Source organism: Sulfitobacter sp., from assembly GCF_036960155.1.
Classification (GTDB): Bacteria; Pseudomonadota; Alphaproteobacteria; order Rhodobacterales; family Rhodobacteraceae; genus Sulfitobacter.
The window spans coordinates 546,393-565,758 of sequence record NZ_JBALWB010000001.1 but is presented as its reverse complement, the minus strand read 5'-3'; the positions used below and the strand labels follow the sequence as shown (position 1 = coordinate 565,758).

Here is a 19,366-nt window from a genome sequence, read left to right as displayed (position 1 = left end):
AAGATCAGGGGAAGGTACTTAATGGCTCAGATTAAAATGATACGGATTGCATGCGCGTTGCTGTTGGCGGGCGTTGTCGCCGCCTGTAATGGGGCTGCTGATCTGGGTGACCCTGCTGTGCCACTGGGCGATTTTAGTCTTGAACATAACATCGTTGTTGCGCCAAAGGTTCAAAAAATCCCTCTTGGTCGTACGCTAGATACCGAGGTTATGACGGAGTTATTGAAAGAGGCCGTGTCGGAGCGGTTTGACCGTTACGATGGTGATCGCCTCTATCATTTCGGCATCTCAATCGAGAGTTACTTTTTAGCGCCTCCAGGAGTGCCAATCGTCGCGGCACCCAAATCGGCAATGATCATTCGCATCACTGTTTGGGATGATGCCAAGAACAAAAAGCTGACATCTAAGGCGCATCAGATAACGGTGATAGAATCGCTGGATCAGGGGCCACTTGTCGGATCGGGCTACACCAAGTCGGCGAAGGAACAATTTAAAAACCTCAGCCAGAATGCAGTTAAACAGATTGAGAACTTCCTTGTTAAGAAAAATGCCGAAGAGGGTTGGTTTAACGATGGCGTTATAACCGCTAAATCAAGTGGAGTGGAGACAGATAAGGCACCCGACGAATAAGCGTGGGGTAATCTTGCTGTATTCGGACATGAAACTATGGCCTTGGATCAAGACTTGCTTGATTTTACTCTTCAGACCAAATATGTGGCGCGCCATACGCAATAAAGGTCCGTTTTGGGCCATGTGATTTTTGGAAGGGCGCCACCATGGCAAAGGAAAAGTTTGAACGTAACAAACCGCACGTCAACATCGGCACAATTGGCCACGTTGACCACGGTAAGACGACACTGACCGCGGCGATTACCAAGTATTTTGGTGATTTCCAAGCGTATGACCAGATTGATGGTGCGCCGGAAGAAAAAGCACGTGGTATCACGATTTCCACGGCGCACGTTGAGTATGAAACTGAAGCACGTCACTACGCGCACGTTGACTGCCCAGGCCACGCTGACTATGTGAAAAACATGATCACTGGTGCTGCTCAGATGGACGGCGCAATCTTGGTTGTGAACGCAGCAGACGGCCCAATGCCACAGACGCGCGAGCACATTCTGCTTGGCCGTCAGGTTGGCATCCCGTACATGGTTGTTTACATGAACAAAGTTGATCAGGTTGACGACGATGAGTTGTTGGAACTGGTTGAAATGGAAATCCGTGAGCTGTTGTCCTCGTATGAGTACCCTGGCGACGACATTCCAATCATCCCTGGTTCCGCTCTTCACGCGATGAACGGCACTAAGCCAGAAATCGGCGAAGAATCCATCAAGAAACTGATGGCAGCTGTTGATGAGTATATCCCAACACCAGCACGTGCTGTTGACCAGCCATTCTTGCTGCCAGTTGAAGACGTATTCTCGATCTCCGGTCGTGGTACAGTTGTAACTGGCCGTATCGAGCGTGGCGTAGTCAACGTTGGCGATAGCATCGAGATCGTTGGTATCCGCGACACCAAAACAACGACTTGCACAGGCGTTGAAATGTTCCGCAAGTTGCTGGACCGTGGTGAAGCAGGCGATAACGTTGGCGTTTTGTTGCGCGGTATCGACCGTGAAGGCGTTGAGCGCGGCCAAGTTTTGTGTAAACCAAAGTCGGTTAACCCACACACAAAGTTCGAAGCCGAAGCCTATATCCTCACCAAAGAGGAAGGTGGCCGTCACACGCCATTCTTCGCGAACTACCGTCCACAGTTCTACTTCCGTACAACTGACGTGACTGGCACAGTTCAGCTGCCCGAAGGCACTGAAATGGTTATGCCTGGTGACAACCTGAAGTTCGACGTAGAACTGATCGCACCGATCGCCATGGAGCAAGGCCTGCGCTTTGCGATCCGTGAAGGTGGCCGTACCGTTGGTGCGGGCGTTGTATCCAAGATCACTGAGTAATCAGTAAGGCGGGCACAAGCCTGCCCCAGACCTCAAAAGAAAGGGCCGCTCAGTAATGAGCGGCCCTTTCTGCTTGCTGGGCCGCGTGGCTTGGCTTTTTGCTCATCAGCGTGCAAACCTGAGCGTAAGAGAGGACATCTTATGCCTAGCTCACCGAATTCATTTCCGGACCCATGCCAAAAGCACCCAGTTTCTTTGCCCGATGGCAGCACGCATCAAGGCACAGTCTTTCTTTCTGCAGCCGTTGATCACCCGCGCATGGAGGTTGGCATCTACACGTATGCTAGCGCGCATGCGGCACCAGACGACTGGGCGGCTAGACTTGCGCCCTATCTATATGAGTTTAGCCCCGAGCGGCTTGTCATAGGCAAGTTTTGCCAAATTGCGGATGGGGCGCAGTTTATTACCGCCTCTGCCAATCACAGGTATGACGGCATATCCACCTTTCCATTTGCGATATTTGGCTCCGGCTCAAAGGAGGAGCGCCCATCCTTGCCCGGTGCAGGACCCGATACCGTGATCGGAAATGACGTTTGGATAGGACAAGGAGTGCGCATCCTGCCGGGGGCCAGAATAGGGAATGGTGTTATCATCGGGGCGGGTGCTGTTGTCGCGGGACAAGTGCCTTCTTACACGATCGTTATTGGTAATCCGGCGAGGGTCGTGCGCCACCGATTTGGGGCTGCGCAAATCGCAACCTTGGAAATGCTTAAGTGGTGGGACTGGCCCATTGATCTGATTTTGGAGAATGAAGCACTGATCTGTGATGGTGATGTGGAGGCCCTCGTGGCGGTGGCATCAGAATCGTTTTGATTCCACTGCTCCCGATTCTGTTGCCCTGAAGGGTGAGTGGCTAAATCTTTCCCAGATTTGCACCATTTGGGTCCCTGTTCCGGCCAAAAATGGTGGGCTTTGAAACACCGTAAGTGATTTTCCTTCATGATGGGCCTGATCGCTCTTGATCCTTTGGGCAATCCAGAATACCCACGGCCTCGGCATAGGGGTTTAGCTCAGTTGGTAGAGCATCGGTCTCCAAAACCGAGGGTCAAGAGTTCGAGTCTCTTAGCCCCTGCCAATTCACCAACATAATCATGCTACTTAGCGGTAGTTGAGCGGTTTCGCCTGCTGGCGGTCTCGACTATTTGGCGCGCAATGGGCAATTGGTGGCTGTTAATCAGAAATTCACAGTATGAGCCAGCGCGTGGGCATACATCAAATGCCATCTATCCAGTTTCAGGAAGTAGTGACTATTTCTGGGAAGTCTGTCCTCCTTAAATAACCAGCTTTGAGTTCGGATCATGTGCTTGCTTGGGCTGCAAGCGAAACGTTTCATACGGCCAAAGCCTGACAAGTTTAATTTACTTCTTCACCAAAGGTGAGGTGGAAAACAAGTAAGATGCTGAGTATCCAATTGTCACCAAAGGATAATACCGTAAATTTTCCGTGATCCTATTGTTTCTATAGGTTTGGTTTTCTTGTTTGGATTTGCAAGGCCAAGGAGCGTTAGCGCGTAAACCGAGACAATGACAATCTCCTACCACAAAGGGACCATTCAACTGCCACATAAGCTTGGGAAATAGAGTGCCTAACACATTAGCGCAGTTGGTATGGATAGATGACAGCAACCAAAATTACATCGCCTCAGGATGCCCGCGCATCCGAAGTTGAGCTTGACTTGGATTCGCTCAATGCGATCCGGTCGATCCTCACAGAGGAAGATAAGCCTGCCCCGCGTCAGAAGACGCCACGGACTGCAAACCAGCATGCGGAAACTGCAATAAATGACGCTCCCGTTCGTCGTAAGGCGGATGCATTCCCTCCGTTGCAAAATGCGGACACCGACGCGGAAGGTGGCTCGACTGCTGCAAAGCCAAAACGTAGTTTTTCGCTGTGGCGTAAATCGGTTGTCCCCAAGCTGGCCAACTCAAAGCCTGTGGTCTCCAGTGAAAAATCGAAAAAAAGCAAAGGTGGCGGCAATACGATAGTCGATCGCTTTCGTGCTTACCGCCCGACTCCGGTGCATATCGGGCTGGCTGTCATAGCCTTAATTGTCGTGACGCGCCCTTGGTTGGTTCTGGGTTTGTTGTTCTTGTCTATTACTATTCTGACGGGTGTCTTTTTAATTACCGGATATGATGGGTTTTGGCAGGGTGTGGTGAAAATCAGCCGTTGGTATGCGAACCGTAGACCAAGACGTGCTGCTGCTATTCATGCGCGTCTGGATCGGTTTGCCGTGCGGTGGGATTCTATTTTGGATCGCTTCCCCGAAGGAACTGTCGACGCCTTGTATTTGCCCGATTTTGGCGATCTGGCGCAGGCCGACGCGCGCCACGGCGAAGCGTTAGAGCGCCGTTTGGCAGGGTTGAACGAAAAAGGCGCGTGATCGCGACCTAATTGCAGTCTTGAAACACTGCGCGGCAGCGGCTAGATGCATCTAACACGACAATTCAGGATGTGATCCATGGCCACCACCAATCCGCTTCAGTTTATTCAGCAAGTCCGCGCCGAAGTGGCGAAGGTCGTTTGGCCTACGCGTCGCGAAGTGATGCTTACCACCGTTATGGTATTTATCCTTGCAGCCCTTACGGCTGTGTTCTTTGCGCTGGTTGATATCGTGATCCGTGGTGGGCTGCAGTACGTGCTCAACATGTTTGGCTAAGGCCAGTCAAAAGCGCGAATCGGGCAATTTTGCCCGCAAATATCTTCGCAAACACTTGAATCCTTATGGCGTGTGGTCTAGTCCGCAAGCCTGTCCCTTGGTAGTCTGCGTTGATTCGAGTCGCGCAGTGACTTCGATCAGGGATAGCAGAGCGCAAGCTCTTGAGTAATTTATGAATTCGTAAGCGCACAGGCGCTCAGGACAAGGACGAAAAGATCAAATGGCAAAACGGTGGTATTCGGTCAGTGTCCTTTCCAACTTTGAGAAAAAGATAGCCGAGCAAATTCGCACAACTGTTGCGGAACTTGATATCGAAGACCAAATCGACGAAGTGCTGGTGCCTACCGAAGAGGTGATAGAGATCCGTCGCGGTAAGAAAGTCACAACCGAGCGCCGCTTTATGCCCGGGTATGTTCTGGTCCACATGGAAATGTCTGATCGTGGCTATCACCTGATCAACTCAATCAACCGCGTCACAGGATTCTTGGGGCCGCAGGGCCGCCCAATGCCGATGCGCGATGCCGAAGTGATTGCGATTCTTGGCCGCGTTCAAGAAGGCGAAGAAGCACCTCGTACACTTATCCACTTTGAGATCGGTGAGCGCGTTAAAGTTGCTGATGGTCCGTTCGAAGACTTCGACGGCATGGTTGAGCAAGTTGACGAAGATAACCAGAAGCTTAAAGTTATGGTGTCGATCTTTGGTCGTGAAACGCCAGTTGAGCTGGACTTCACTCAGGTGAACAAACAAGTCTAATCACGCATAGCCTGACAATAGTATTTCTCGACGCCGTAGCGAAAGCTGCGGCGTCTTTTGCGTTTAGGGTTGCGGTTGCATATTGATCCACGACTTCGAGGTTATTGTAATTATATCCCGGAGGTGGCCCGCTTGCGCCTCTGGAGGAGCGCTTTTTCTAGTGCAATGCGACACACAGCAATAAAAGATATGCTACCGATGGCAAGCGGAACCAGAAAAATTGGACTTGGGCCATGGCTCATTTGGGAAACTACAGCCACATATACGACCAAAGCAACAGAGCCGGAAACAAGTGCTGCAAGTAGCCACAATAGCGATCTTTGTTCTGAGGGTCGTCTTAGCGCTTGTGATAAAATATCCAAGTACACCCATGTGATTGCGGTATACAGAAAGGGGCCAGTCGCCACCCAGAAGTTCGGCGCGCTGGAGCTTTCGCTTCCCAGTAAAAGTAATCCGAAAATACCAGACAATAAGAGAGCAATGATAGACAGCGAGAGGTTGCTCCAATAAGCAATGACGAGGACGGGGTTCGGTGATGTAAGGGAATTGGAGCTCATTCGTATTCCTTCAGTGATGTCTTTGGTGGCCTCTCTTATACTCACTAATGGGGCGCCTTTGGGGCGGAATTTCGGTGTCCATACCGACAACGGTTTGCACATTATGAACAGTACCTTCTTTTGCAAAGCCCAAGCGGGGTCTCAATTCCTACGAAGATATAGTTTGATCTTACTTGGAAAGTGACCTAGGACGCGAGCTCTTGCGTCACTTGGCATTGCCACGCGGCGAATCGTTTGTGGGAGGCGAGATGCGCGCGCGCATCAGACCAGACCACGCTAGAAAATGGACCTCAACGCGTTAGGGTCTTGTAGGGCAGGGGAAACCTTGCCGATGACAAAGGAGAAGGCCAATGGCCAAGAAACTCGTCGGTACGATGAAGTTGCAAGTTAAAGCGGGTCAAGCAAACCCATCCCCACCTGTGGGTCCAGCGCTGGGTCAGCGCGGCATTAACATCATGGAATTCTGTAAAGCGTTCAACGCCAAGACAGCAGACCTAGAGCCGGGCGCACCGTGCCCGACCGTGATCAGCTATTATCAGGATAAGTCCTTCACAATGGACATCAAGACGCCACCAGCGTCCTACTACCTGAAAAAAGCAGCTAAAGTGACATCTGGCGCGAAAACGCCGTCACGTGAAACTGTTGGCACCATTACTGGCAAGCAGTTGCGTGAGATTGCAGAAGCCAAAATGGTCGATCTGTCCGCAAACGATGTGGAACAGGCAATGAAAATCATTCTGGGCTCAGCACGGTCCATGGGCATCGAGGTTAAGTAAGATGGCTAAACTTGGAAAACGCACCCGCTCCGCACGCGAAGCATTCGCAGGCAAAGAAAACGTTACTGTTGAAGAAGCAGTTGCGCTGATCAAAGGTAACTCGAACACCAAGTTCGACGAAACCATCGACATCGCAATGAGCCTTGGCATTGACCCACGTCACGCAGACCAAATGGTTCGCGGCGTTATTGGCTTGCCAAACGGCACAGGCAAAAACGTTCGCGTTGCAGTATTTGCACGCGGCCCAAAAGCCGACGAAGCAACAGCTGCCGGTGCTGATATCGTCGGCGCAGAAGACCTGATGGAAATCGTTCAGGGCGGCAAGATCGACTTTGATCGTTGCATCGCAACACCTGACATGATGCCCGTTGTTGGTCGTCTGGGTAAAGTACTTGGCCCACGTAACCTGATGCCAAACCCAAAAGTTGGTACAGTGACCATGGACGTTGCGGCAGCTGTTGCAGCGGCCAAGGGCGGCGAAGTACAGTTCAAAGCTGAAAAGGGCGGTGTCGTCCATGCAGGCGTTGGCAAAGTATCCTTCGACGAAGCTAAACTGGTTGAAAACATCCGTGCCTTTATTGGCGCAGTTGCAAAAGCCCGTCCTGCTGGCGCCAAAGGTGCTTACATGCTGAAAATCGCGCTGAGCTCCACAATGGGCCCATGTGTGACTGTTTCTGTGGACAACGCTGTTACTGAATAAGCGGCTGTTCTAACAAGATGTGAAGGGCGTCCCGAAAGGGGCGCCCTTTTTCGTTGAGGGACTCAATTGAGATGTGTGCATTCTCGCTTGCTCCTGACATGAACAAGGTAACTGGGGCATCAACGATAAAAGCGTTCCTAAATAGCAAATGAGTTGTTTGTAGCTTCAGGTCAGCTTGGCGATAAGTTCTTTAGGTTTAAAATTTTAAACTTGAAATAAATAAAATTCCGAGTCATGTTTTCTTCAGAACCGAAACTGGAGATGTTGTATCATGAAAATTGCATGCCTTGGTGGTGGACCTGCAGGTCTATATTTTGCCATCTCTATGAAGTTGCACGATCCAGCTTGTGAGGTTGTAGTTTTCGAACGTAATAAGGCTGACGACACCTTTGGATGGGGTGTTGTTCTGTCTGACGAGACCCTCGACAATCTACATGAAAATGATCCCGAAAGTGCAGATACAATCCGTGAGCACTTTGCCTATTGGGACGACATCGCCCTGCATTTTCGAGGTGAGCGGATGGTGTCTACAGGGCATGGCTTTTGTGGGATCGGTCGAAAAAAGTTACTGATGCTATTACAAGAACGCGCCTCCGAATTGGGTGTCGATCTACGCTTTGAAACACAAGTGGAGAGTGCGGAAACTTACCGTACTGAATATGATGTTGTGGTCGCATGCGATGGACTGAATTCGCACACTCGGACGCTTTATCAGGATACCTTCAAGCCAGATGTGGATGAGCGGCTATGTCAATTTGTTTGGCTTGGGACACATCAGACGTTCAAGGATGCGTTTACCTTTATCTTTGAAGAAACAAAGCATGGCTGGGTTTGGGTTCATGCCTATCAATTCGATGAAAACACCGCGACCTTCATCGTGGAATGTACCCAAAAAACATTTGACGCGTGGGGCTTTGGCGAGATGTCGCAGCAAGAAAGTATCGCCACTTGCGAAGATATTTTCAAAGATCACTTAGGGGGGCATCCCCTAATGACAAATGCCAATCACATCCGAGGGTCCGCTTGGATTCGCTTCCCCCGTGTCATGTGCGAAAAGTGGAGCCATGAAAATGTTGTGCTGCTTGGTGACGCTGCTGCGACGGCCCATTTCTCAATTGGATCAGGAAGTAAGCTCGCGCTAGAGAGTGCTGCCTCACTTGCAAGGCTGATCCATGAAAAACCAAGCCTTGAGGACGCATTTTCTGCGTATGAAGATGAACGACAGCTAGAAGTTTTGCGTCTGCAATCTGCTGCGCGCAATTCGCTGGAATGGTTCGAACAGGTGGAGCGTTATCTTGAATTGGATCCGGTTCAACTAAATTACTCCATGCTGACTCGTAGCCAAAGGATCAGCCATGAAAACCTACGTGAGCGTGATCCAAAGTGGCTTGGATCGGCAGAACGTTGGTTTATGGACCAAGCTGGATTGCCCGTGGATGCGCCATTGCGTGCACCAATGTTCACACCGTTCAAGATGCGCGACATGCAACTTAAGAACCGTATCGTTGTCTCGCCCATGGCCCAGTATAAAGCCACAGATGGCACCCCTGATGACTGGCATCTGATCCACTATGGCGAGCGCGCAAAGGGCGGCGCGGGTCTGGTCTATACGGAGATGACCTGTGTCAGCGCTGAAGGGCGGATCACGCCAGGCTGTCCAGGGCTTTATGCCCCTGAGCACGAAGCTGGTTGGGCGAGGTTGACAACGTTTGTCCACTGCCAGACAGATGCCAAAATCTGCTGCCAGATCGGTCATTCTGGGCGCAAGGGCTCTACCAATATCGGGTGGGAAGGCATGGATGCGCCGCTGGCTTCAGGCAACTGGGAGACTGTATCCGCCTCCGCAATTGCTTGGTCCAAAGACAACGCGGCTCCGCGTGAAATATCACTGGTTGAAATGGATCAAGTGAAGGCGGAATTTGTCGCTGCAACGCAAATGGCTGATTGCGCTGGTTTTGATATGATTGAACTGCATGCTGCGCACGGGTATTTGGTGTCGTCGTTCATTTCACCTGTTTCGAACACCCGCACTGACGCTTATGGCGGCAGCTTAGAAAACCGGATGCGTTGGCCCTTAGAGGTCTTTACTGCCATGCGCGGTGTTTGGCCTGTCAACAAACCGATGTCGGTACGCATATCGGCAAATGATTGGGTTGGTGAAGATGGCGTAACCCCGCATGAGGCGATTGAGATTGCCAAAATGTTTTCACAAGCGGGTGCCGATCTTATCGATGTCTCTGCTGGTCAAACAACAGTCGATGGACAACCCATTTATGGCCGAATGTTCCAGACGCCTTTTTCAGACTTGATCCGCAATGAGGCGGGCCTGCGCACTATGGCCGTGGGAAATATCTATGAAGCCGATCACGCCAATTCGATTTTAATGGCGGGGCGCGCTGATTTGGTGGCCATTGGTCGCCCGCATTTGGCAAACCCCAATTGGACGTTACATGAGGCCGCAAAAATTGGCGATCGCGCAGCTACGGATTGGGCTAAACCATACGAGGCGGGTCGGGATCAACTTTGGCGGCTTGCTGACCGTGAGGCAGAAATGGCTGATAAGGTATGAACATTTCTGGCAAACATGTTGTCGTAACGGGCGGCGGGACTGGTGTTGGCGCAGAAACAGCTCGCCAATTTGCCGATGCCGGAGCGCTGGTTACGATCATGGGCCGCACTGCAGAAAGTTTAATAGAGCAGGGCCTGCCTTATCAGGTTTGTGACGTCACCGACCCCGAAGCGGTCAAGACAGCTTTTGATGCAGCACGCGCTGTCCACGGTCCTGTTTCGGTTATGGTGGCCAACGCCGGGGCTGCATCAAGCATCCCATTTGCGAAACTTACACCTGACGCCCTAAATGACATGATGTCTGTCAACTTGGGTGGTGTCGTCAATTGTTGGCAAGCTGTGTTACCTGACATGAAATCGGCGGGCTGGGGCCGCATGATTGCAATTGCCTCGACCGCCAGTTTGCGTGGATATCCTTATGTCAGTGCGTATTGCGCAGCCAAGCACGCTGTTGTTGGGCTGACACGATCATTGGCAAGGGAATTGGCACGCACAGGCGTCACCGTAAATGCGATCTGTCCGGGGTTTATAGAAACCCCTCTGTTGGAGCGCTCCATTTCGAATATCGCTAAGGCTACAGGTATGAGCGCAGAAGATGCAGCACAAACCTTGAAAGCGGACAACCCACAAGGGCGATTTATTCAAACTGATGAAGTCGCCGGTACTGCCCTTTGGCTTTGCTCGGACGCGGCGCGTTCAGTAAATGGGCATGCCCTTACCCTTTCGGGAGGAGAGATATGACCCCTCAACGAGAAACTCTAACAGAGCCAATGTCAAAAACACGCCTGCGCCTGTGGCTAAAGCTCCTAAAGACCAGCAGTAGGATCGAAGGGGAGCTTCGGCGACGTTTTCGCGATAAATTTGCGACCACGTTACCCCGTTTTGACGTAATGGCCGCGCTGTCACGGTTCCCTGACGGACTAAAAATGAGCGAACTCTCCGATCTTTTGCGCGTTTCCAACGGCAACGTGACTGGCATCGTGGATCGCCTTACAAATGATGGACATGCATTGCGCGTGGCTGTCCCCGGTGATCGTCGTGCGCAGTTGGCGCGCCTGACGGCTGCTGGGCAGGCGGCCTTTGCGGAATTGGCGCAAGCACACGAGGCGTGGCTTGATGAGCTTTTGCAAGGATTGGACGCCGCTGATGCTGCCGTCCTTCATTCTTTGCTTGGAAAAACAGAAGGGGAAACCGATGCGCAGTGACGTAGAACATTTTCAATGCCAAATTTCTGACGGGATCGCATTTATAAACTTGAACCGGCCTGACCGGAAAAACCCACTGACGTTTGATAGCTATGCCGAACTGCGCGACTGGTTTCGCGATCTGGTTTATGCCGATGATGTCCATGCGGTGGTTTTTGGATCGAACGGTGGGAATTTCAGCTCGGGTGGCGACGTTCATGACATCATTGGTCCGTTGACCAAAATGTCGATGAAAGAGCTTTTGCAATTCACACGCATGACCGGTGATCTGGTCAAAGCGATGATACATTGTGGAAAACCAATCATCGCAGCGATTGACGGGATTTGCGTTGGTGCGGGTGCTATCATTGCGATGGCCTCTGACCTTCGTATTGCGAGCCCAACTGCAAAGGTTGCATTCCTATTCAACCGTGTAGGTCTGGCAGGATGTGACATGGGCGCCTGCGCCATCCTTCCCCGTATTATCGGACAAGGCCGTGCGGCGGAGCTGCTTTATCTTGGCCGCTCAATGGGGGCAGACGAAGGTGAACGCTGGGGTTTCTTCAACACCGTCGTCCAAGCCGATGAATTGGAAACAGCGGCTGCTGATATGGCGAAACGAATTGTTGCAGGTCCGACGTTTGCCAATTCTATTACCAAAACGATGTTGGCCCAAGAATGGTCCATGACCATCGATCAGGCGATTGAGGCCGAGGCGCAAGCTCAAGCGCTTTGTATGCAGGGCAATGATTTCACACGGGCCTATGACGCGTTTGTCGCAAAAGAAAAACCTGTTTTTGGAGGTGACTAATGGCAGATCGTTCTTTCCTAACATGGCCGTTTTTTGAGGATAGCCATCGTGATTTGGCCGACAGGCTAGACGTCTGGGCCAAGGCCAATTTGTCCCAGCTCGATCACAGTGACACAGACGCGACGTGTCGCAACCTTGTTAAGGTGATGGGCGACGCTGGTTGGTTGGAATATTCTGCATCAGAGGCCGGAAAGCTAGATGTCCGGACCTTGTGCCTGATCCGAGAAACACTGGCGCGCCACGACGGATTGGCCGATTTCGCCTTTGCAATGCAGGGTCTAGGCACGGGTGCAATTACACTGTTCGGGACGCAGGCGCAAAAGGCTACTTGGCTCGCACAAACCCGGGCAGGCCGTGCGATTTCGGCCTTTGCCTTGACCGAACCGCAATCTGGGTCAGACGTCGCCAATTCGACGATGACGGCAACCCGCGAGGGTGATTTTTATGTTTTGAATGGTGAGAAGACTTGGATCTCAAATGGTGGCATTGCTGATGTCTACACAGTTTTTGCCCGGACAGGTGAAGCGCCCGGCGCTAGAGGTTTGTCAGCCTTTATTGTTCCCGCAAACACCGCAGGTTTGAACATTAAGGAGCGGTTAGAAACGATTGCACCGCACCCTTTGGCGACACTAGAGTTCAAAGACTGCCGCGTTCCTGTCGTTGATATGATTGGGGCTCCGGGACAAGGGTTCGCGATCGCGATGTCGGTTTTGGATGTGTTTCGCTCAACCGTCGCGGCAGCCGCGCTTGGCTTTGCACGACGTGCCCTTGATGAGGCGTTAACCCGTGTGACCAAACGACAGGTACAAGGACAAGCCCTGGCTGAACTGCAACTGGTTCAAGGTCATATTGCGGAAATGGCACTGGACATCGATGCGGCTGCCCTTTTGATCTATCGCGCAGGTTGGACCAAAGACAGTGGTGCGCCCCGCATTACCCGCGAGGCCGCGATGGCCAAGCTGTTTGCGACTGAACAGGCGCAGGTGATCATTGATAAAGCTGTACAGCTTCATGGAGGTGACGGGGTCCGCTCGGGTCAGACTGTTGAACGGCTTTATCGCGAGATCCGCGCCTTGCGTATCTACGAGGGCGCCTCGGATGTTCAAAAGATCATTATCGCGCGGCAAACCTTGGGTGCCCATAAGGAAGATATTTAATCATGGTTCATGCGTCAGCCCATACCGATACCTTTACCCACGATAACCTGCCCCCTAGCGACACGTGGCCAGAACTGTTGTTAGACGGTTTCAATTACCCTGATCAACTAAACGCAGGGACCGAGTTGACGGATATGATGGTCACAAAGGGTTTTGGGGACCATACGGCTTTGATCGGGAATGGCCGCCGACGGACCTACAAAGAACTGACCGATTGGACCAACCGGATTGCTCATGTCCTGGTGGATGACATGGGCCTTCAACCCGGTAATCGCGTTTTGATAAGATCGGCGAACAACCCCGCGATGGTTGCCTGTTGGTTAGCCGCGACAAAAGTTGGTGCTGTGGTGGTCAACACGATGCCGATGTTGCGCGCTGGAGAGTTGAGTAAATACGTAGACAAAGCGCAGATTGCCTTTGCCCTCTGCGACACACGTTTGATGGACGAGATAGAGGCATGTGCGGCCAGCAATCCAACGCTGAAAAGAGTGATGGGTTTTGATGGCACGTCCAATCATGACGCTGAATTGGACAGATTGGCATTGGAAAAGCCGGTGAGGTTTGAGGCCGTACCCACATTGCAAGATGACGTTGCATTGCTGGGGTTTACGTCTGGCTCAACTGGCGACCCAAAGGCGACGATGCACTTTCACCGCGACCTGTTGATCATCGCAGATGGGTACGCAAAAGAAGTTTTGGGTGTGACGCCGGATGATATCTTTATAGGCTCACCCCCGCTTGCGTTTACCTTTGGCCTTGGTGGGCTTGCCATCTTCCCACTTCGGTTTGGTGCAGCTGCGACACTACTTGAAAACGCGTCCCCGCCCAACATGATCGAGATCATCGAGAAATATCGCGCGACAGTTTGCTTTACCGCGCCAACTGCTTACCGCGCGATGCTGCGCGCGATGGATGAGGGAGCAGACTTGTCGTCTCTCAGGGCGGCTGTCTCAGCGGGGGAAACGCTACCAGCCCCAGTTTATGATGAATGGATCGCCAAGACAGGCAAACCAATGTTGGACGGCATCGGCGCCACAGAAATGTTGCATATTTTCATCTCAAACCGGTTTGATGATCATCGCCCCGCTTGTACGGGGAAGCCTATCACTGGGTATTTGGCCAAAGTTATCGCAGACGATGGAACCGAGCAGCCTCGCGGAATTCCTGGACGGCTTGCGTTGAAAGGCCCGACTGGATGCCGATACTTGGGCGGTCATCGACAGGAAGAGTATGTAATTGATGGATGGAATATCTCAGGCGACACTTTCATTCATGACAAGGACGGTTATTTCCATTTCTCTGCGCGGAATGACGACATGATCGTCTCTTCTGGCTACAATATCGCGGGCCCCGAGGTGGAAGCTGCTCTGCTTGCTCATGACACAGTATCAGAATGTGCAGTCATAGCTGCGCCCGATCCGGAACGGGGCTTTATCGTTGAAGCACATGTCGTATTGTTGGAAAATTCAGCACCCGACGCAGCGCAGGTGAAAGCGTTACAGGAACATGTGAAGTCCATGATCGCTCCTTACAAATATCCGCGAAGCATTGTCTTCACACGTTCCTTGCCAAAGACGGCAACGGGGAAAATCCAGAGATTTTTGCTAAATCCCGGAGGTGACAACCAAGCACAACACTAATCATCGCGTCATTTTGATGATGCGGCGTTTCTAAAAATAAGGGCAAAATGCCTAAGACGACAAATCTTCCCAACAGAGGACCTTACTATGAAACTGAAATCACTTATCCTTTCGACGGCCCTAGCGGCACTCTCTAGCGGCGTATCCGCTGAGGGCGTCAAGATTGGCATGATCACCACGCTTTCGGGTGGCGGTGCTGGATTGGGCATTGATGTCCGCGACGGATTTATGCTGGCCATTGAGCAATCTGACCGCACGGATATCGAGGTCGTTATCGAAGACGATTTGCGCAAGCCTGATGTTGCCGTTCAACTTGCTGATAAAATGATCCAGTCTGAAAAAGTCGACGTAATGACAGGGATCATCTGGTCCAATCTTGCAATGGCAGTGATCCCAAGTGCGACAGCCCAAGGTAAATTTTACCTGTCACCTAATGCCGGACCTTCAGCACTTGCCGGTAAGGGATGCCACAAGAATTATTTCAACGTCGCATGGCAGAATGACAACTTGCACGAAGCCGCAGGCGCATATGCAAAGGGCACTGGATACAAAAACAGCTTTATTCTGGCCCCGAATTATCCCGCAGGCCAAGACGCGTTGACTGGTTACAAACGGATGTATGACGGTGAGCTAGCAGGCGAAATCTTCACCAAGCTTGGTCAAACAGATTACGCCGCAGAAATCGCACAAATCCGTGCTTCGGGTGCAGACAGCGTTTACTTTTTCTTGCCCGGTGGCATGGGGATCTCGTTCTTGAAGCAATATGCTGACAGTGGCGTTGACCTTCCTGTTGTAGGCCCTGCGTTTTCCTTTGATCAGGGTATTTTGCAGGCGGTCGGTGATGCCGCGCTTGGTGTCATCAATACCAGCCAATGGAATAAAGACATCGACAATGCGACCAACGCTGCATTTGTCGAAACCTTTAAGGCTGAATATGGGCGCCTTCCATCGCTGTATGCCAGCCAAGGGTTTGACACGGCCAACTTGCTAATCTCGGCGTTGGAAACTGCGCATCCTGACGATGCAGATGCATTCCGCGCCGCGTTAGAGGCTGCCAACTTTGACAGCACGCGTGGCGATTTTGCATTCGGGCCAAACCACCATCCGATCCAAGATATCTATGCGCGTGAAGTGATCAAAGAAGGCGACGTGTACACTAACAAAATCATTGGTGTAGCCCTCGAAAATCACAGCGACGCATACGCTGCCGATTGCTCATTCTAGGTTAAAACCGGTTCGGGGGGATTTCCTCCCCGAACCATAAAAGGTTCCCCAACATATGTCCTCAATCTTGATCATTGAGCAGATCTTGAACGGTCTGCAATCTGGCATCATGCTGTTTTTAATGGCGGCTGGCCTGACACTTATCTTTGGCGTTATGGGGCTCATCAACCTCGCCCATGGATCGCTCTATATGATTGGTGCGTTTGCCGCTGCAGCTGTTGCTGGGTTAACGGGATCATTCGTTTTGGCCTTGATCGCAGCAATGGTGGCTGCAGCTCTTGCCGGTGTCCTTGTCGAAATGTTGGTAATACGCAGGCTTTATGCGACAGACCATCTTGACCAGGTGCTTGCGACCTTTGCCCTGATCTTGATTTTTTCCGAAGGAACCCGTTGGGTCTTTGGGTCTTTCCCTCTCTTTTTAGAAATCCCCGATTATCTGTCTGGCCCAGTGACCTTGCCGGGCGGAATTCAATATCCCCTTTATCGCTTGGTTCTCATTGGTGTTGGGTTGCTTGTTGCCGCTGGTTTGGGCCTTTTGATCACCCGCACGCGGATTGGCATACAGATCCGTGCAGGCGAAAATGACCGTGAGATGATTGCGGCACTTGGGGTAGATATTTCGAAACTTTACACATTGGTCTTTGCCTTAGGTGCAGCTCTTGCTGGTCTAGCTGGTGCATTGGTTGGCGCGATCCAGTCGGTCCAAGTCGGGATGGGCGAACCCGTCTTGATCCTCGCCTTTGTGGTCATTGTCATTGGTGGAATCGGATCGATCAAGGGGGCCTTGATTGGCGCGCTTTTGGTTGGATTGACCGACACGTTAGGAGGCGTCTTCTTGCCCCAATTGTTCAAGCTATTCATGGAACCCTCCGCTGCGCAATCCTCTGGGTCAGCTTTGGCGTCGATGGCGATTTATATCCTGATGGGAGCAGTCTTGATATGGCGACCAACGGGCCTGTTTGGAGCACGCGCATGATACGCGAACGCTATTTGAACGGGCTTGTGTTGGTACTTTTACTCGCTGTACCGTTGTGGGCTCATTTTATTGACCAGCCCTTTACGATCACGCTGGCGACACGTGCCGTAATCTTTGCTTTGGCTGCCGTTGGGTTGAATATTGCCCTTGGATTGGGCGGTTTGGTCAGCCTTGGGCATGCTGCATTTTTTGGAATTGGCGGTTACGCGATGGGTATTCTTGCGCATCACGCCCAAACATACTCGCCAGTGATGGAACTTCCCTTTTTGATCGAGGGGACCAAATCGATGCCCGTGATCTGGCTGGTTGCGATGACCGCATCGGCGATAGCGGCCTTGCTCATCGGGTTGTTGTCCCTGCGCACGACAGGTGTCTATTTCATTATGATCACACTGGCATTCGGGCAGATGTTCTATTTCTTCTCGATCAGTTGGGCCGCGTACGGCGGTGAAGATGGGCTGTTGATTTACGTTCGCAACGGTTTCCCTGGGGTAGATACGCTCATCCCTATCAACTTTTTTGCCATCTGTTTTACGATCCTATGTCTTGTCTTACTCCTAAACGGATTGCTTGCGCGATCCCCATTTGGCTTGGCTCTAAACGCGGCACGTCAGGTACCACAACGGGTGCAGACAGTCGGGCTGGACCCGCAACGTCTTAAGTTGGTGGCCTTTGTTCTGTCAGGCGTGATCACTGGATTGGCGGGTGCATTATTTGCTGATCTGAACCGTTTCGTCAGTCCCACAATGTTCAGTTGGCAAATGTCAGGTGAGATCATGATTTTTATCATCCTCGGCGGTACCGCACGCCTTTGTGGGCCTGTCATTGGTGCTGTTGTCTTTGTGATGCTCGAACACTTCCTCGGCGGGTTAAGTGAGTATTGGCATATCTACTTAGGTGCGTTGCTGTTGCTTGTTGTCCTATTTGCACGGGGCGGGTTGGTTGGCCTCCTCGCTGGACGGGAGATAGCACATGACTGATCCAGTCCTTGCCACGCACAATTTGCAAAAATCGTTTGGCGCGCTTAAGGCGACAAACGATGTATCAATTGATCTATATCCAGGTGAAATACACGCAGTTATCGGTCCGAATGGGGCGGGGAAATCCACGTTAATTGCCCAAATTTGCGGTGGGCTAAAGCCCGATGCCGGACGTATTGAGCTTTTGGGCCAAGACGTAACTCAGGCCAATACCGCGACACGCGCAAAGGCAGGTATTGGTCGCACGTTTCAGATTTCGGCTTTAGCGATGGAAGACACGGTTTTGCAAAACGTCATGCTTGGTGCAGTGGGTGCCGATGGGTCGCCATGGCGGTTTTTGCGTCCCGTGCTGAGAGATAAGGCGTTACGTTCAAAGGCAGCCGATGCATTGAAACGGGTTGGTTTACAAGATAGCGCGGCGCGGCGCACCTCTGACTTAAGTCATGGACAGCGTCGTCAGTTGGAAGTTGCTGTCGCCTTGACGCTAAAGCCCAAGGCCTTTGTCATGGATGAACCGATGGCAGGTTTGGGAGCAGAAGGCTCAAAAACGCTCACTGGATTTCTGGATGGTTTGCGCGATGAAGCGCCAATCCTACTTGTTGAACATGACATGGACGCAGTCTTTGCGTTGGCCGACCGGATCAGTGTGTTAGTCTACGGCCAAATCATTGAAACGGGCACGGTTGATCACATCAGATCTAGTGCCGCTGTGCGGGAAGCATATCTAGGGGGTGACGCATGAGTCTTCTTTCCCTGCAAAACGTTCAGGCCAGTTATGGCTCATCCAAAGCACTGTTTGACGTCAATTTGGAAGTGTCAGAGGGCGAAGTCGTTGCGCTAATGGGGCGCAATGGGATGGGCAAAAGCACTACCGTCAAAGCAATATGCCGAATGATCCCCGCTTCAGGTCAGCTCAGGTTTGACGGGCAAGACCTAAACCGCCTTGCCAGCCATCAAGCTGCCCGGCTGGGGATCGGCCTTGTGCCGGAAGGACGTCGTTGTTTCGCCGATCTAACCGTCACCGAAAACTTGATTGCGGCATCTCGAAGTGGGCCGTGGAACATGGCCCGTGTTACGACATTGTTCCCCCGGCTGGGCGAACGCAAGCATCAACGCGCAAGCACTTTGTCGGGGGGGGAGCAGCAAATGCTAGCCGTCGGCCGTGCCCTAATGACTAATCCGCGACTGTTGATCCTTGATGAGGCCACCGAAGGTCTCGCTCCCATAATTCGACAAGAAATTTGGGGGGCGATAGCCAAACTCAAAAATGAAACTGGAATGGCCATTATTGTGATCGACAAATCTTTGGCAGAGCTGGGCCAAGTCTGTGACCGCGCGACCATTCTTGAACGTGGCAAAACCGTTTGGAACGGCGCAATGCAAGATCTAACAACTGACATTTCTGAACGACTGATTGGGGTGTAGGTG

At 51.9% G+C, this 19,366-nt stretch carries 19 protein-coding genes and 1 tRNA gene; all 20 read left to right on the top strand.

What is annotated here, in order from left to right; genetic code table 11:
* The first annotated feature begins 21 nt into the window (after positions 1-21).
* The 20 genes from V7775_RS02805 (at position 22) to V7775_RS02710 (ending at position 19,363) form a co-directional block, all read left to right on the top strand.
* Positions 22-630, top strand: coding sequence for a hypothetical protein (locus tag V7775_RS02805; protein WP_335750337.1), 609 nt, complete (start codon positions 22-24; stop codon positions 628-630).
* Between the two features lie 146 nt (positions 631-776).
* A complete protein-coding gene (gene tuf, locus V7775_RS02800) occupies positions 777-1,952 on the top strand; it encodes an elongation factor Tu (protein WP_335750310.1) in 1,176 nt (391 codons plus the stop codon).
* Positions 1,953-2,093: 141 nt separating this feature from the next.
* A complete protein-coding gene (locus tag V7775_RS02795; protein WP_335750336.1) occupies positions 2,094-2,765 on the top strand; it encodes a CatB-related O-acetyltransferase in 672 nt (223 codons plus the stop codon).
* 186 nt (positions 2,766-2,951) lie between these two features.
* A tRNA-Trp gene (locus tag V7775_RS02790) sits at positions 2,952-3,027 on the top strand.
* A gap of 540 nt (positions 3,028-3,567) precedes the next feature.
* Positions 3,568-4,335 (top strand): hypothetical protein, encoded by a 768-nt coding sequence (locus tag V7775_RS02785; protein WP_335750335.1) that lies wholly within the window; start codon positions 3,568-3,570, stop codon positions 4,333-4,335.
* Positions 4,336-4,413: 78 nt separating this feature from the next.
* Entirely contained in the window at positions 4,414-4,611 is a 198-nt protein-coding gene (gene secE / locus V7775_RS02780) for a preprotein translocase subunit SecE (RefSeq protein ID WP_298858298.1), read from the top strand.
* Positions 4,612-4,831: 220 nt separating this feature from the next.
* Positions 4,832-5,365 (top strand): transcription termination/antitermination protein NusG, encoded by a 534-nt coding sequence (nusG, locus tag V7775_RS02775; protein ID WP_335750334.1) that lies wholly within the window; start codon positions 4,832-4,834, stop codon positions 5,363-5,365.
* Positions 5,366-6,272: 907 nt separating this feature from the next.
* A complete protein-coding gene (gene rplK / locus V7775_RS02770) occupies positions 6,273-6,698 on the top strand; it encodes a 50S ribosomal protein L11 (protein WP_335750333.1) in 426 nt (141 codons plus the stop codon).
* 1 nt (position 6,699) lies between these two features.
* A complete protein-coding gene (rplA, locus tag V7775_RS02765) occupies positions 6,700-7,398 on the top strand; it encodes a 50S ribosomal protein L1 (protein WP_335750332.1) in 699 nt (232 codons plus the stop codon).
* Positions 7,399-7,669: 271 nt separating this feature from the next.
* Positions 7,670-9,967: a bifunctional salicylyl-CoA 5-hydroxylase/oxidoreductase gene (locus V7775_RS02760; RefSeq protein WP_335750331.1), complete on the top strand. Its 2,298-nt coding sequence runs from the start codon at positions 7,670-7,672 to the stop codon at positions 9,965-9,967.
* Positions 9,964-10,707: an SDR family NAD(P)-dependent oxidoreductase gene (locus V7775_RS02755; protein ID WP_335750330.1), complete on the top strand. Its 744-nt coding sequence runs from the start codon at positions 9,964-9,966 to the stop codon at positions 10,705-10,707. Before V7775_RS02760 ends, V7775_RS02755 begins: the two co-directional genes overlap by 4 nt.
* On the top strand, positions 10,704-11,171 hold the full coding sequence (locus V7775_RS02750; RefSeq protein ID WP_335750329.1) for a MarR family winged helix-turn-helix transcriptional regulator: 468 nt from the start codon (positions 10,704-10,706) through the stop codon (positions 11,169-11,171). The genes V7775_RS02755 and V7775_RS02750 overlap by 4 nt, the downstream gene beginning before the upstream one ends.
* Entirely contained in the window at positions 11,161-11,961 is an 801-nt protein-coding gene (locus V7775_RS02745) for an enoyl-CoA hydratase family protein (protein ID WP_335750328.1), read from the top strand. Before V7775_RS02750 ends, V7775_RS02745 begins: the two co-directional genes overlap by 11 nt.
* Positions 11,961-13,118: an acyl-CoA dehydrogenase family protein gene (locus V7775_RS02740; RefSeq protein WP_335750327.1), complete on the top strand. Its 1,158-nt coding sequence runs from the start codon at positions 11,961-11,963 to the stop codon at positions 13,116-13,118. Before V7775_RS02745 ends, V7775_RS02740 begins: the two co-directional genes overlap by 1 nt.
* Positions 13,119-13,120: 2 nt before the next feature.
* Complete coding sequence (locus tag V7775_RS02735; protein ID WP_335750326.1) at positions 13,121-14,758, top strand: AMP-binding protein; 1,638 nt, start codon at positions 13,121-13,123, stop codon at positions 14,756-14,758.
* An 87-nt stretch (positions 14,759-14,845) separates the two neighbouring features.
* Positions 14,846-15,982, top strand: a complete 1,137-nt coding sequence (locus V7775_RS02730) for an ABC transporter substrate-binding protein (protein ID WP_335750325.1) — start codon at positions 14,846-14,848, stop codon at positions 15,980-15,982.
* Between the two features lie 55 nt (positions 15,983-16,037).
* Positions 16,038-16,958, top strand: a complete 921-nt coding sequence (locus V7775_RS02725) for a branched-chain amino acid ABC transporter permease (protein WP_335750324.1) — start codon at positions 16,038-16,040, stop codon at positions 16,956-16,958.
* Entirely contained in the window at positions 16,955-17,938 is a 984-nt protein-coding gene (locus V7775_RS02720; protein WP_335750323.1) for a branched-chain amino acid ABC transporter permease, read from the top strand. Before V7775_RS02725 ends, V7775_RS02720 begins: the two co-directional genes overlap by 4 nt.
* Positions 17,931-18,680 carry an ABC transporter ATP-binding protein gene (locus tag V7775_RS02715; protein ID WP_335750322.1) on the top strand — a complete coding sequence of 250 codons (750 nt, stop codon included), beginning with the start codon at positions 17,931-17,933 and terminating at the stop codon, positions 18,678-18,680. The genes V7775_RS02720 and V7775_RS02715 overlap by 8 nt, the downstream gene beginning before the upstream one ends.
* A complete protein-coding gene (locus V7775_RS02710) occupies positions 18,677-19,363 on the top strand; it encodes an ABC transporter ATP-binding protein (RefSeq protein WP_335750321.1) in 687 nt (228 codons plus the stop codon). Before V7775_RS02715 ends, V7775_RS02710 begins: the two co-directional genes overlap by 4 nt.
* The last annotated feature ends 3 nt before the right edge of the window (positions 19,364-19,366 follow it).

What these genes read in the sequence shown, in the direction of transcription:
- V7775_RS02805 (WP_335750337.1), top strand. Translation starts at nt 22, where the DNA reads ATGGCTCAGATTAAAATGATACGGATTGCATGCGCGTTGCTGTTGGCG.
- tuf (WP_335750310.1), top strand. Translation starts at nt 777, where the DNA reads ATGGCAAAGGAAAAGTTTGAACGTAACAAACCGCACGTCAACATCGGC.
- V7775_RS02795 (WP_335750336.1), top strand. Translation starts at nt 2,094, where the DNA reads ATGCCTAGCTCACCGAATTCATTTCCGGACCCATGCCAAAAGCACCCA.
- V7775_RS02785 (WP_335750335.1), top strand. Translation starts at nt 3,568, where the DNA reads ATGACAGCAACCAAAATTACATCGCCTCAGGATGCCCGCGCATCCGAA.
- secE (WP_298858298.1), top strand. Translation starts at nt 4,414, where the DNA reads ATGGCCACCACCAATCCGCTTCAGTTTATTCAGCAAGTCCGCGCCGAA.
- nusG (WP_335750334.1), top strand. Translation starts at nt 4,832, where the DNA reads ATGGCAAAACGGTGGTATTCGGTCAGTGTCCTTTCCAACTTTGAGAAA.
- rplK (WP_335750333.1), top strand. Translation starts at nt 6,273, where the DNA reads ATGGCCAAGAAACTCGTCGGTACGATGAAGTTGCAAGTTAAAGCGGGT.
- rplA (WP_335750332.1), top strand. Translation starts at nt 6,700, where the DNA reads ATGGCTAAACTTGGAAAACGCACCCGCTCCGCACGCGAAGCATTCGCA.
- V7775_RS02760 (WP_335750331.1), top strand. Translation starts at nt 7,670, where the DNA reads ATGAAAATTGCATGCCTTGGTGGTGGACCTGCAGGTCTATATTTTGCC.
- V7775_RS02755 (WP_335750330.1), top strand. Translation starts at nt 9,964, where the DNA reads ATGAACATTTCTGGCAAACATGTTGTCGTAACGGGCGGCGGGACTGGT.
- V7775_RS02750 (WP_335750329.1), top strand. Translation starts at nt 10,704, where the DNA reads ATGACCCCTCAACGAGAAACTCTAACAGAGCCAATGTCAAAAACACGC.
- V7775_RS02745 (WP_335750328.1), top strand. Translation starts at nt 11,161, where the DNA reads ATGCGCAGTGACGTAGAACATTTTCAATGCCAAATTTCTGACGGGATC.
- V7775_RS02740 (WP_335750327.1), top strand. Translation starts at nt 11,961, where the DNA reads ATGGCAGATCGTTCTTTCCTAACATGGCCGTTTTTTGAGGATAGCCAT.
- V7775_RS02735 (WP_335750326.1), top strand. Translation starts at nt 13,121, where the DNA reads ATGGTTCATGCGTCAGCCCATACCGATACCTTTACCCACGATAACCTG.
- V7775_RS02730 (WP_335750325.1), top strand. Translation starts at nt 14,846, where the DNA reads ATGAAACTGAAATCACTTATCCTTTCGACGGCCCTAGCGGCACTCTCT.
- V7775_RS02725 (WP_335750324.1), top strand. Translation starts at nt 16,038, where the DNA reads ATGTCCTCAATCTTGATCATTGAGCAGATCTTGAACGGTCTGCAATCT.
- V7775_RS02720 (WP_335750323.1), top strand. Translation starts at nt 16,955, where the DNA reads ATGATACGCGAACGCTATTTGAACGGGCTTGTGTTGGTACTTTTACTC.
- V7775_RS02715 (WP_335750322.1), top strand. Translation starts at nt 17,931, where the DNA reads ATGACTGATCCAGTCCTTGCCACGCACAATTTGCAAAAATCGTTTGGC.
- V7775_RS02710 (WP_335750321.1), top strand. Translation starts at nt 18,677, where the DNA reads ATGAGTCTTCTTTCCCTGCAAAACGTTCAGGCCAGTTATGGCTCATCC.